Below are 13,921 nucleotides of genomic sequence, written 5' to 3' on the forward strand. Positions count from 1 at the left end.
ATTTTTAGGAGGTTATTATAATGGCTAAGTACAGGCAGCTCCATACTGATTTCTGGAATGACGGATTTGTTTTAGATTTAACTCCCGAGGAAAAGTTCTTTTACATATACTTGATGACTAACTCGAACACTACCCAGTGTGGTATTTATGAGCTTCCTAAGCGAATTATAGAAACTCAGACTGGTTACAATAGAGAAACAGTGGACAAACTGCTTCTCAGATTTCAGGAGTATAAAAAGATATTTTACCTGGATGAAACAAAAGAAATAATGATTTTAAACTGGATTAAATACAATAAACCAAATAATTTAAATGCTGTAAAATGTGTCAATAGAGAGCTTAAAAATGTTAAAAACAAAGAATTTGTCTCACTATTTTATAAACAGTGTCTTAATGAAGAATTGGATATTGAAAGTATTTTTGATGGAATAGAAATAAAGGATCCTACTGATTCTGGAAATGAAGTTGTTGAGGACTTAAAAGAGCCCCTTACAAGCCCCTTGGAAGGGGCTTACAAGGAGCCTATAAGTAAGAAAGTAATAAATAATAAGCAAAAAATAATAAATAATAAGCAAGAAGTAAGGAGTAATAAGAGTACAGATGAACCTGTACCTTTTGACACCTACAGTAATGTGCTGGCATTTTTTGAGGAGAATATACATCCTGTAGGGGAAGCTGAGAGGGAGAAACTGCGTATGTGGAGCGGTGTTATAGACTTCGATGTGATTATCCTTGCGGTTGAGGAGGCTTTAAAGTACAATGCCAGGAATATAAATTATGTGGGGAGAATACTGCAGAGCTGGAGAAATAAAGGCTTGAAGACTGCCAATGATGTTAAGGAGTATAAGAATATGCGAGATCCGGGGGGAAAGTGCAGGCAGTATGATTTTAAGAAACTTGAAAGGCAGCTGCTTGGATGGGGTGATGGATAGATTTATACTTTTTGGGCTATTATGGTGTTAAAGGCTGATTTAGTATATAAGAATGTTAATAGAAATAGTAATTTGAAAGGAGGTTTAAATAATGGACTTTAGAATTACATTTGACCGAATACCAGAAATATTTGATAAATATAGACCTCGATATTGTGATGAACTCTTTACAGAAATTATTACTGTATCTGACTTAAATTCAAGCAAAGATGTACTTGAAATTGGTCCAGGTACAGGACAAGCAACAGAGCCTATTTTAAAAACTGGCTGTAATTATAAGGCAATTGAACTAGGGGAGAACTTTACAGAATTTATGGAAAACAAATATGGGACTTATAGTAATTTTGATATTGTAAATGCTGATTTTGAAACATATGATTTTGGAAATCAAACATTTGATTTAATATATTCAGCAGCTACAATTCAATGGATACCTGAAGAAATAGCTTTTTCAAAAGTCTACAATATACTAAAACCTGGTGGCATTCTTGCAATGTTTATGACCCGTTCAGATGAGAAAAGTGCAAATGAAGAATTGTACAATAGAATAGCCGAGGTATATAAAGAACATTTTTTTGTTAAGAAGAGATATAATTGTAAAATGAAATATGATAATGTTGTGAATTATGGCTTTGTTAATTACAAATATAAAGACTGGAAAAAGGTAAGAACACTTAATGCTGATGAATATATTTCATATATTAGTACACATTGTGAGCATATAACTTTAGAAGAGCCTTATAAATCTAAATTTTACACGGGAGTAAGAAAGGCTATTATGGATGCTGGCGATAAAATCATTATTAATGATACTATTCCATTATATCTTGCTCAAAAGCCACTATAAATTTCAATTTAAGGTTGAGTAGTAGAGATTGTAATACAAATAGTAAATTTGTGGAGGAACAAGGAAATGATAAAAGACAGTTCAACCGAATGTTGGAATCAGGTGAATATAGACGAATGGATTGAAAAAGCCCAAACAAATGATTTTAGAATATATTACATAATGCCATACACATTAGAAAAACTTGGAGATGTCAAAGATAAATATATTCTTGATTTGGGATGCGGCGAAGGTGGTTATTCGAGAGCATTATCACATAAGGGAGCAATCGTTACATCTGCTGACTGTTCAGAAGTTTTTATTGAGTACGCAAAAAATAAAGCAAAAGAAGAAGGTTTAAGAATTGAACATTATGTTCTTAATTCAAATACACTAAATGTAATTGACGACAATTATTACGATATAGTGCTTTGCTCAATGATGTTAATGGATGTTGAAGATTTGGATGGTACCTTAAAGGAAATTCATCGTGTTTTAAAGCAAAATGGGAAGGTATTTATTTCTATATTGCATCCGTGCTTCAAGGGTAAGAAAACTAAATGGATGGCAGATAATGAAAATATAGAAGTGCTTGTTTCTGATTATCATAATCCAAAAGAATGGATTGGAGAAATCAAAGGAATGAATGATCCAATTTTATATAGACATAGGACTTTGTCAGATTATATAAAAGCGTTTGTCAAAAATGGTTTTAAATTAATTGATATGAACGAACCAATACCAACAGAAGAACACTCTCAAATGTCATCGAGAGTCGCTTGGTTGAAGAAAATACCGATGTATTTGTTTATAGAATTAGAAAAATAGTCTCTAATTTAAGGATGAGTACTATAAATAGTAATTTAACTTTGAAAATGCAAATGAAATCTGAGAGTAGCATCTTGGATTTCCATGGTTTTTTCTATAAATTATTAAGGATAATATAACTATATGTAGAATTATAATTTATTCAAAGAACTAATGGAAAATAGTTTATTATTTCTACAATGCACGGTTGGAAAGTTTTAGGTTCAAGGAATTGTAAATACTAAGAAGTATATATTTAAGTTTAGTAAGGGGTGGAAAATTGATAAATAGTGGTAGATATATAAATTACATAATTGAAAAACTTAATATTATTAGATATGAACTCATAAGTAAAAACAAGTTAAATTTAACAGATGACAATATTATTTTAGAAAATTTTATAGGTAACATTTTAAATCTGACTTATAGCTACAGTTTAATAAACTTAAATTGTAAGGAAAAAAATTTTCCAGGTATTGATTTAGGTGATGAATCTATAGGGTTGGGAATACAAGTAACATCAGATAAAAGTGGTAAAAAGGTTCAAAAAACTTTGGATAAGTGTATTGAGAATAAAACCTATAAAAAGTACAATAAATTAAAGATTTTTATACTCTCAGAAAAGCAAAAAGCTTATTCTATGAGTTATAATAATGAGTTGCTTGAATTTAATGTCACTAAAGATATTTTTGATTTCGATGACTTGTACAGGGATGTTTTATATGTCTCAACTGATGTCAGGCGAAAAATATGTGAATATATAGATTCAGAAATAATTAATGTAATGGAGTCATTAGACGCTGATTTTTATGATCAATATGATTTTAAGCGTCTTGTTAAAGATATTAAAAAGGAAGAATGGGTTTACAGTGAGAAAGAAAAAAGCTATATGATTATCATAAATCATTTTTTTGGATATATCCCATTTCATGTTGATGTTTTGGAGGATAATTCAATTGTTATAGTTGGTGAAAAAAGATATAAGGATAAAGTGGAAATTTTTGCAAACGTTGCGTTTGACTGTAAGGTTTTGATTTCGTAATTTTACAATTTATGTAGTTATGGATAATCAAGCGTAAATCTATGCCAGAGACTAGAATGTATATATTCATACAAAATAATTAAATGATATAATTATAAGATATTGAATTAATAGGTAAATTCCAAATTTAAAGTTGAGTATTGTACATAGTAATTTATTGCTGATAAAATTGGAAGAATGGGGAGTCGAATTTTGAGTAATTATTCAGAGAAAAAACTTCGTGAAGTAGAAATATTAAAGAAAGTATTTGGTAATTCTTCACCGATAATCCAAGAAAGTGAACAACCAGATCTCATTCTTAAGTATAATGCTGATATTAAGTTTGGCATTGAGATAACAGAGTTGTATTACGACGGTACATCGGCTAGACTAAAAAAAGGAGAATATATAAATCAATTGCTACAAAAACAAAAATATTAGCATAAAGATGACAAGAAAAAAGTTAAAGTTAAAGAAATAACATATTTTTCAAAGAAAATGGAATATAAACAAATTAAAATGCCAGCATTATTTTTACCAAAATACACCATGCACAATTATTTAATTGCCTTAAAACATACAATCGAAAGTAAAGAAAAAAATCAGATAAATATTCAGCTGATGTTTCTAAGTATTGCATGTTAATAATATATGATTGTGAAGGATAATTTAAGGATACATCTGAAGAAAATATAGCAAAAATGTTATTTTCAATAGGATTAGTAGCGAGCATTAGAAAGTCACATTTTTATGAAATATATTTAGTAACAAATATAGATGGCGAGCAAAAATATATCCCACTAAAAGCCTATGTATTACTTTCAGATTGTTACCTATTTTTTGATTTTATAAGGGAATTTGAATTAAAAAATAAACTATGCAAAGCATGTGAACATCCTCTTTTTGGATTTGCTGAGGTATTAAAAAGACGAAGTAGCAATAAGGTTTTAGTAGGAAAGGTAGAAAATAATGAATTAATAGGAGACTTGGTTATTTATAATGGTAAATATGGCTTAGGAATGGTATTACACCCAGATGATAATTGGGAAATTGGAATTTTTGACACATTTCCTTTACAAAAAATTAGTAATATTAGAGAGATCGTGCTTGATGGTGAAAAAGATTTCTTTGATGATACATTGTTTCAAAAATATGAAAAAAACTAAAGATAGAATTGCTTCAATTGGATTTAATTTTCCAATAAATCAGTAATATTTTTTATTATTCCTAATAAAAAAGAAAACTGAATAACAGATAAATTTCAATTTAAGGTTGAGTAATGTAAATAGTGATTTATGGAACAGATAAAATAATTCGAGAAATGGTAAAAATATGGATGCCGTAATTGGAAAGAACCTAAAAGAGGGATGAAATGAAAGAAAAAAATATTGGTGGATATGATAAAAATTATAAATATGATAGGAAAGCAGTAAACTATTTAGAAGGCGTATTGTTAGAATCTGAACTTATTATACCTCATGTTGAGTCGGAAGATAAATTACCAAATTTGGATGGATATTTAGAGTTGTGTAAGTCTGCAGAACGAAAAGTTATCCCGATAGGACGATTTGATGTTCAAGTAAAATCTCTTAATCATGATTATAATAATAATAATGTGCGCGATAATTCAAAGTATTCATACAAGTATTCTTGTGATACAAAGGTTGTGAATGTTGTCTTGGAAGCACAAACGTACAATCCTGTGCTTCTAATTTTGGTTGATAGTAAAAACAAACATATATTTTGGAAGTATATGTCTATGCAGTATTGTTTGGAACTAGATGTTGGAACACAAGTAGAGAAAACAGTTTATTTTGATAAATCTGATGAAATCACGGATTCTAACAAGTGGTATGATATATTACATAATATCTATATAAAGTTTTCTTATGCGCAACAACATGAAGTTGAAAACTATTTTTTGTTATCAGATAAGAAACTAAAAGTTCCAATTACAATTGAAAATATGTCGGATTATCTAAATAATATTCTTGATAATGAATTATGGTTTATTAAACGAGTATACTTTCAGGATACATGGAAAATTGGAATAGCTTATTTAGATGGCGATAAAGGATCATTCGCTTGTGTTGGATTATATAAGATAAAAAAGGGTGAAAATGATTTATTTATAAAACAGTTCAAAGAAGAGGGTGAATATTTTTGTAGTATGCAGTATGGTGGAAGCTATAGTTTAGAGGATATTATTAGACAAACGCTAGAGAGATGGATCAATGATTTTTTCAAGAAAGATAACTATTGCTTGTTTTTATTCCCAGATATTGTGCTAGATGAGTTGCTTTTTAAAGACATTGATTATGCAATAGCGATATCAGAAACGAAAGACAGTACAAAGAAACATGTAGCTTTAGGGTGGCGTGGAACGAGTTTGTCAATGGAAGAATTTGATGATCTCGTTGAAAATATTCCAGAAAGTCAGCGTCTTCTAATTATACGACAAGAGTTAGAAAGAAGAGGTGTCAATCCTATATGTAGACCATGGGAAAAAATTATTGATTATCATATTTCAAAACAAGATGAACATTGTATTGAATATAAAGAAGATATTGACCGGGGAAAAGTAGATAGAAATAATATGGAACAATTTCTTAAACGATTTGAGGAGTTTTTTATTGCAAATAAAGAGAAATTTGGTAGTTGTTCAGAAAAGGTTTTTGAATTAAAGAATACATATGTATTAATTGTAGATGACAATATGGAAAGGTATACATATGGTGTAAAAGAATCAAAAATATTTTCTTTAGAATTTTATATTAAATCAGAAAATGAAAGCTTATACGAAGAAATAATTAATTCGTTTCAGTCTGCTTCAAAGAAATACATAAGATCAGGAAGAGGTATTCTTATTCCTAGTGATTATTCTTGGTATAAATTATGGAGAATTATTAATCGCAATCTTTTTCTGCATTATATCGGTGTAAAAGAAAATCATAGCATTGTAACTGATTATATGACATCTATGTGATTTGTAATTACATATTTAAGCCAAATTTTATCTGTGAAAAAATTCATAATAAATAATAAACAGACATTCTTAATAAAATATTGGATGCTGCAAGAACTGATTGGAGCTGTTGCACTTGGATATTCTGATGGAAAACCAAATTCAAGAGTGAGAAAGACACCTGATAGCATTATTGAATATAGGCTTTAAAAATCAATATTTTCCATTATGTCAAAAAATGGTCAATCACTGCCCTTTTACCTGTATAATCAAATAAAAAGGCGGTGGTTACCATAGAAGAGCTTGTTAGAAAAGCCAAATCCGGCGACAAAAACTCCATGGATTCTATCATTGCAAAATTCAGCTGCTTCATAATAAAAAAGGCATGCAAATACAATATTCCTTCCTATGATTTTGATGATCTAGTACAGCACGGATACCTTTCTGTAATAAAAGCAGTAAAACTCTACAAAATTGGAAAAGGCTCTTTTACAACTTACTGTACAAATTCCATAGTAAATAACTTCAATGCACTTTTAAAAGGTCAGATAAAACACTTTAGAGAAATACAGGATGAAGGGGTGCTGTCAATTCAGCCCTATGACTTTACCCTTGAGGATGAAGTTATTGCATTTGATCAGTCAGAAAAGATAAAATTTTCACTTAACAAACTTCAGGATATAGAGATGAAAGTAATTAAATCTGTGTACATGGAAGGCAGGACACTTAAGGAAACCGCTGAAATACTTAATATAAAATATAGACATGCTATAGAAATAAAAAAATCTGCCCTAAATAAACTGAAAAAATATATGAAATAGCATATATATTTTTATAATGGCAGAGGGAGGGTGATATTTATGTATGACCAGCTGGTTAGTTTAATCAGCACCGTAGGGTTCCCAATAGCAGTTAGTATATATTTACTCATAAGGTTTGAAAATAAGATTGACCTTTTAGTCAAATCTATTGAAGACTTAAGAGAAGATATATCAGCCGTTATAAAAAACCAGGAGAAGAAATAGGTAAAAGCCTATTTCTTTTTTTCTGCACTAATTTTTTAAAAGGCATATATATAAGTAAAAGTTAAAGAAAGGGGCGAATTGCTATGGCAGCAAAGTCAACAAAGCTTTCAAGTACGCTTTCTATTGTAGAAAAGACAGGGCTTAACAAACAGGGTAAAGAGATACTTAAGAAAGTTACACTTGGCAAAATTGCAATGGATGCAGCAGATCAGGATGTATATGATGTAGTAAAAGCTGTAGGTGATATACTGACTTATCCTGTAAATGAAATTCAAAAAGTGGACAACACCGTAATTACTAATGCCTAGTGAGCATGCAAAAATCAGGAAAGGAGGAGCTTAAATGGCAAACAGACTTAATATGAGGTTTACTACCGAGGAAGAAGGCAAATATTTTTCCCTGAGTGTGGACAACGTAAAAGAGGATGCAAATGGACAGCCTTCAGTTACCCAAGAACAGGTTGTATCTCTCATGAACCTTATAATTGCAAAGAAAATATTTGTTACTAAGAACGGTGCATTGGTTGGCAAGAAGGATGCTAAGGTTGTAACAACAGACTCAAAAGAATTTGAAATGAAATAGATCATAAAGGTTCTGCATATGTGCAGGACCTTTAAATTTTGGGGGTGGCATTTTGAACATAGTAAATTCTAATTTAAGTTTTAGGAGCACTTTAACCTGGGGCAATAATCCAGAAGTAGTTGTGCTCCACCATGCAGGTGCAAAGATGTGCAGCATAGAGGATATTCACAGGTGGCACCTTGAAAATGGATGGTGCGGCTGCGGTTATCATTATCTTGTGAGGAAAAACGGTACTATATATACGGGAAGAAATGAAAAGGCTGTAGGTGCCCATTGTCCAGGATATAATTCCAGATCCATAGGAATATGCGCTGAGGGTGATTTTAATGTTGAAGTTATGGGTCAAACACAGTACAGTGCATTATTAGAATTAACCCGCTCCATGTTAAGTAAATATGGAATAAGTAAAGTATATGGACATAGGGAGCTTTATTCTACGGATTGTCCTGGAGGAAATTTTCCATTAGACAGAATAAGAAATGAGGCTGCAGGAAGCAGCGGCAGGTTAGTTTATCCAGGGTATCTTATAAAGATGAATCCTAATTTGGAGGACAGCAATGTAAAAGCTGTTCAGGAAAAGCTTATGAGCAGAGGTTACAGCGTTGGAAGATGCGGTGCTGATGGATTCTTTGGAGGGGGTACCCTTGAGGCTGTAAAGAGTTTTCAGAGGGACAGCGGGCTTGTGGTTGATGGTATTGTTGGAGTTAATACATGGAATAGGTTGTTTGGATAAATTAATACCAGTATAAAGAAGGTTGGTATCATAAAAATGATGCCAACCTTCTTTATACTGTAAAATCAAAATCGCATATGGGGTATCTATAATAAGAGTTTAGTTAAAAGTTTGGTTTGTATGTGAATAAAAATATATAAGAGTAAGGAGCAGGGGCTTTCCAAACTTTAAATATTACAAAACTTGTATAGTCTTTGGTTTAAAAAATATCATTTAATAATGTATTAATTATTGAATGTAATATAAATTAGTATTAGCTTATTTTAAAAGATATGTAAAAAAGGTGTAAACTATATGTAGTAGTAGATATTTAATGATTAAGTATATGATTAAATACTAAAAAACGTATGATTGGTTAATTTGTGTTCATCTGTATTTTATATACAAAAAAATAGCTGTAGTTAGATTACATACAATGTAACTACAACTTAGCGAGAGGAGTCATTTAGATATGCCATATGAAAGCGGTGGACGTGCTGACAAATTAGGAAATACCTATGAAAGAAGATGGGTTATATATCAGATGCTGAGGGTTATAGAAGAAGAGTTAGTTAGTGTAGAATTGGAACCAATAGGTGAAGATGAAAAAGGAATTGATATATGGATTACATTTCAGGATGGTAGTTGCGAAGGACAGCAATGTAAAGGTAGAAATGCTAGTAAAGAAGAATGGGATATCAGTTCATTAAAGTCAAGAAATATAATTAAAAATTGGAAAAAACAGTTAGATAGGTGTAGTAGCAATAAGGTATCGTTAGTATCACCTTTATCATGCCAAATGTTGGAAGACTTAATTAAGCGTGCCAAAAACACAAATAATGTTCCGCAAGATTTTTTAAATTATCAAATTAAAAAATCCAGTCCAGAATTTATTAAATTTTTTAATGGTTATTGTAGTGAATTGAATTTAAATCCTGAAGTTAATATGGACTTATGTAAAATAATTAATTACTTATCAAGAACGTCTTATCATCAGGTGCCAGATTCGTTTCAAAAGGAGATAGTTTTAGATAAAATACAGTATTTATTTATTGGAGATAAGGATAATATATACAAATGTTTAGAAAATTTGGTAACTGAAGGTGAAATTTTAGGTAGAAATATTACTAATAGTTATTTGCGTGGGTACCTAAGGGAAAATAAGGTCTTATTTAGGGATATTGCTTTAGATACAAAGGTAGCTTCAAGAATTGAAGAATTAAATGATGAATACAAAAAAACGTTTATACCAATCAACGGAAAGCTAATATCTAGAAGTGAGTTTAAATTATGTAATGACAAAATATTAGAGGGAAAATCAATTATTATTCATGGAAAAGCAGGAAGTGGCAAAAGTGGCTGTACTCAGGCAATTATATCATTTTGTGAAAGTAATGGAATTCCATATATAGCTGTAAAGTTAGATATGAGGATACCTAATGTAAGTGCTGAAAAGTGGGGAAAAGATTTAGGATTGCCAGCTTCAATAGCACACTCTTTACATAGCATTTCTAAAAATGAAAATGCAGTAATAATACTTGATCAATTAGATGCGCTGAGATGGACACAAGCACATTCAAGAGATGCATTAAGTATATGTTCAGAAATAATAAAGCAAGTAGCAAATCTTAATTTAGAGCGGAATAAAAAAATATCAATTGTTTTAGTGTGTAGGACATATGATCTTGAAAATGATAACAATATTAAGTTACTTTTCAAGGAAAACAGTGAAGAAGAGAAGTCTGTAGGATGGTTAAAAATATTGGTTAAAGAGTTTGATGAAAATACTGTTAAAAGTGTTATTGGGAAAGAATATAATAGGCTATCAAAAAAATTAAAACATGTATTAAGAATTCCAAGTAGTCTTTACATTTGGAAACAGTTAGATAGAAAAAAAGCTTATGATGAATTTTCTACGGCTAATGAGTTAATTTGTGAATGGTGGAATCAATTATTAGAAAAATGTGAACAAAATGAAATAGATGAGCAAAATGTTCAAAAAGCAAAAAAAGAAATTGTTGATAGGCTTGATAGATGTGGAATGATGTATACTAATTATAAATTATTGAATGTTACACGAAGAAGCTTAAAGTATTTAGCATCTAATGGTTTTATAACAGTGATTAATAACAATGTTTCCTTTGCTCATCAAAGTATTTTAGACTATTTTTTGGTAGAAAAGATGCTGCATAAATACGATAATGGTGAAAATATTATAAGTATTATTGGATCTAAAGAAACCCAAACACCTGGAAAAAGGTATCAGATTCAAATGTTGCTTCAAAATATTGAAGAGTGTTATCCTGATAACTTTGTTAATGTTGGAGAGCAAATGTTAGAATCATCTAATGTTAGATTTTATGTTAAGTATGTATTTTTAGAAGTGTTAGGACAGAGTATATCAATAAATTCAAGTATAAAAAATTTCATTATGAAATACTTAGAAAAAGATGAATTTGCAAATCATATTATTGATAATGTAATTAATGGACATCCAATTTTTGTAGAATTGCTACTTAAAAATGGAGTTTTAGATAAGTGGATGCAGGATGAGACGAAAAAAAATGTTGCAATTAATTTAATGATAAGCTTACATCCACAATATAGTAATAATGATGTGGAATTTATTAAGAAATATACATTTATCTCTAAAGAAAACGATGAAAAATTATTCAGGTGTTTTAGTTTTAATATACAAGAAGATACTAATGAGATGTTTGAATTGAGAATGAAATTTTATGAGCATTATCCAGAGATGGCAGGATCTTATATTAATTTTAAAGAAATGTTTCAAAATTGTGATTTAAGATCTATTAGAATTTTTGAGCTATTATTAAAGTATAAGATTAAAAATAGTAGTAGAAGTATTTATAATTATGAAGAAAAATTAATAGATGAAAATAGCAATATATTAGTAAAGGACAGCAAAATAGTTTTAGATATATTACTGCCATACATACCACGAGAAAAGGAATATTATAATGTTTATTCAGGATGGGATGCAAGATACACTCATAACAGCGGGTTAGAAAGAGCATGTGTTGAGATAATAAAAAAAGCGAATACTGCATTAATTAATAAGAATCCAGGAATTTTTATAGAACGATATAAAGAATTTATGGGTAAAGCTTATGTGGTATTTAACGAAATAATATTAACTGCACTAGTGCAGCTCCCAGGTAAGTTTAGTGATAGGGTTGTGAGCTATGTTGCTACTAATTTAAATGAAAATATTTTTGATAAAACAAGCAGTAACGAAGATGAACTTGCTTTAGTTAAAGATGTATTAAGAAAACATACAGTATATTGCAGCAAAGATGTATTTTTAGCACTTGAAAATGCGATTATTTCGTATATTGATCCTAGAGCAAAGGAATGGTACAGAAGACGAATAGAGTACAATAAAAATGGAAATAGAGTGTATTGGAGTTTCTGGGGTGATATGCAAATGGCATTATTGCCATGTTTGCCGCTGAATAGAATTTCCCAAAAATCAAAGGAATTATTACGGGTACTTAATCGACGTTTTGAGAATGTACAAAATACATATACTCATTTAAATGGTCATTGTGGATGGGTTAGGTCACCTATAGCGGGGAAAAAATTAGGAAATCATCAATGGTTACAAGTGTTAACTAATAACAAATTGAAGAAAAAGAATTGTTCACATTGGAGTAAAGTAGAAGGTGGATTTATTGAAAATTCTATTGAAGAGTTTTCTACAAGTTTTCGGGAAGCCGTTTCTTATGATCCTGAAAGATTTATTAAATTGCTATTGAGTTGTGATAAAGATATGAGTGAAGTTTATATTGATTCATTATTTACAGGAGTAGCATTTAGTAATCGTTTGAACGAGGTCCCAATAAACTTGCTGGAAAAAATGATTTTGAAATATCGTTATAATTATGATTCATTTAGGGCTAGTTATATATGTGATATTATTGAGAAAAAAGAAGATACTCACTGGTCTCAAAATATAATTGACATATTGAATGATATTGCTATTAATCATTCAAATCCAAATAATGAAAAACCTAATGTAACATCTTCCGAAGATAAGGAGATGAAATCTTTTTACATGCTCCAAAGTAATGCTTTTAATTGTGTAAGAGGTACTGCAGCTATGGCTATTGGAAAGTTGTTATGGAGTAATAAAGAACTATATGTTAAGTTTAAAGATACAGTATCAAAATTATGTGATGACATAAATCCAGCAGTTAGGCTAGCAAATTTGTTTGCATTAGTTCCAATATATAATATAGATAGAGATTGGGCAGCTGAAAAAATTCTTTATACGTTTGAAAGAGATTATAGAATTGCTGGATATCATGGCTCAAAACAGTTGTTTTTTCTTATGTATCCTAAATTTAGAGAACGCATTTTAAAAATTATATTACAGTGTTACTTTTCAGATGATAAAGATCTGATAAAAGTTGGAGCTTGTAGTTTGACTGAAATGTATATTCAAAATGATGAATTTCAAGATGAAATATTTGATGTTCAAAATATGAATGAAACCCAGGTAAAAAGTATTCTGGAAATGGCATTACTTTATTTCAATAAAGAAGGATACAATGATTTAGTAAAAAGCATTATTAAAAAATTTACATTTAGTAAATTTGATTTGGAATTTCCAATATCCCAAATTTTTTATAATAATTTAGTCGAATTAGAAAGGGATAAGGATTTTTTAATTGAAATAATGGAATCTAATATGAGCAGAAGAATAATTTATGCTTTTGTACATTATTTAGAAGAAAATGCTAAATCAATTATTGATTATAAGGATATTATTTTATCTATGGGTTATGCTTTAATTGAAAATCATGTAGGAAACTCAGGTGATTATTGGAGAATAGATGATGAATTGTCCAAACTTATCATAGGCTTATATGATGAGACATCTCAATTATCAGATGAAAAACTGAAGAGTATTTCACAACAGTGCCTAGATATTTGGGATCTAATGTTCGAAAAACGAGTTGGTTCAGCTAGAGTGTTGAGCCAGCAGATGCTAGATAGGTAAAGGTGTAATAAATAATTAGTACTAT

General features: G+C 29.9%; 13 protein-coding genes. All 13 read left to right on the forward strand.

Annotated elements, in window-relative coordinates; translation table 11 throughout:
• The first annotated feature begins 20 nt into the window (after positions 1 to 20).
• The 13 genes from CLRAG_RS11650 (at position 21) to CLRAG_RS11710 (ending at position 13,896) form a co-directional block, all read left to right on the forward strand.
• Entirely contained in the window at positions 21 to 932 is a 912-nt protein-coding gene (locus CLRAG_RS11650) for a DnaD domain-containing protein (RefSeq protein WP_065078583.1), read from the forward strand.
• 91 nt (positions 933 to 1,023) lie between these two features.
• Positions 1,024 to 1,779: a class I SAM-dependent methyltransferase gene (locus CLRAG_RS11655; RefSeq protein ID WP_065078584.1), complete on the forward strand. Its 756-nt coding sequence runs from the start codon at positions 1,024 to 1,026 to the stop codon at positions 1,777 to 1,779.
• A gap of 66 nt (positions 1,780 to 1,845) precedes the next feature.
• Positions 1,846 to 2,586 (forward strand): class I SAM-dependent methyltransferase, encoded by a 741-nt coding sequence (locus tag CLRAG_RS11660; protein WP_065078585.1) that lies wholly within the window; start codon positions 1,846 to 1,848, stop codon positions 2,584 to 2,586.
• 259 nt (positions 2,587 to 2,845) lie between these two features.
• Positions 2,846 to 3,607, forward strand: a complete 762-nt coding sequence (locus CLRAG_RS11665) for an SMEK domain-containing protein (protein ID WP_065078586.1) — start codon at positions 2,846 to 2,848, stop codon at positions 3,605 to 3,607.
• Between the two features lie 192 nt (positions 3,608 to 3,799).
• On the forward strand, positions 3,800 to 4,027 hold the full coding sequence (locus tag CLRAG_RS11670; RefSeq protein WP_065078587.1) for a hypothetical protein: 228 nt from the start codon (positions 3,800 to 3,802) through the stop codon (positions 4,025 to 4,027).
• A gap of 260 nt (positions 4,028 to 4,287) precedes the next feature.
• Positions 4,288 to 4,752 (forward strand): hypothetical protein, encoded by a 465-nt coding sequence (locus tag CLRAG_RS11675; protein ID WP_065078588.1) that lies wholly within the window; start codon positions 4,288 to 4,290, stop codon positions 4,750 to 4,752.
• 206 nt (positions 4,753 to 4,958) lie between these two features.
• Positions 4,959 to 6,572: a DUF4365 domain-containing protein gene (locus CLRAG_RS11680; RefSeq protein ID WP_065078589.1), complete on the forward strand. Its 1,614-nt coding sequence runs from the start codon at positions 4,959 to 4,961 to the stop codon at positions 6,570 to 6,572.
• A 263-nt stretch (positions 6,573 to 6,835) separates the two neighbouring features.
• Positions 6,836 to 7,372 (forward strand): sigma-70 family RNA polymerase sigma factor, encoded by a 537-nt coding sequence (locus tag CLRAG_RS11685; RefSeq protein ID WP_083985690.1) that lies wholly within the window; start codon positions 6,836 to 6,838, stop codon positions 7,370 to 7,372.
• A 39-nt stretch (positions 7,373 to 7,411) separates the two neighbouring features.
• A complete protein-coding gene (locus CLRAG_RS11690) occupies positions 7,412 to 7,576 on the forward strand; it encodes a YvrJ family protein (protein ID WP_023162382.1) in 165 nt (54 codons plus the stop codon).
• 83 nt (positions 7,577 to 7,659) lie between these two features.
• Positions 7,660 to 7,884: a DUF1659 domain-containing protein gene (locus CLRAG_RS11695; RefSeq protein ID WP_023162381.1), complete on the forward strand. Its 225-nt coding sequence runs from the start codon at positions 7,660 to 7,662 to the stop codon at positions 7,882 to 7,884.
• Positions 7,885 to 7,918: 34 nt separating this feature from the next.
• Entirely contained in the window at positions 7,919 to 8,158 is a 240-nt protein-coding gene (locus tag CLRAG_RS11700; RefSeq protein WP_065078590.1) for a DUF2922 domain-containing protein, read from the forward strand.
• Positions 8,159 to 8,210: 52 nt separating this feature from the next.
• Positions 8,211 to 8,891 carry a peptidoglycan recognition protein family protein gene (locus tag CLRAG_RS11705; RefSeq protein WP_065078591.1) on the forward strand — a complete coding sequence of 227 codons (681 nt, stop codon included), beginning with the start codon at positions 8,211 to 8,213 and terminating at the stop codon, positions 8,889 to 8,891.
• Positions 8,892 to 9,342: 451 nt separating this feature from the next.
• Positions 9,343 to 13,896 carry an NACHT domain-containing protein gene (locus CLRAG_RS11710; RefSeq protein ID WP_065078592.1) on the forward strand — a complete coding sequence of 1,518 codons (4,554 nt, stop codon included), beginning with the start codon at positions 9,343 to 9,345 and terminating at the stop codon, positions 13,894 to 13,896.
• The last annotated feature ends 25 nt before the right edge of the window (positions 13,897 to 13,921 follow it).

Source organism: Clostridium ragsdalei P11, from assembly GCF_001675165.1.
Lineage (GTDB): Bacteria > Bacillota > Clostridia > Clostridiales > Clostridiaceae > Clostridium_B > Clostridium_B ragsdalei.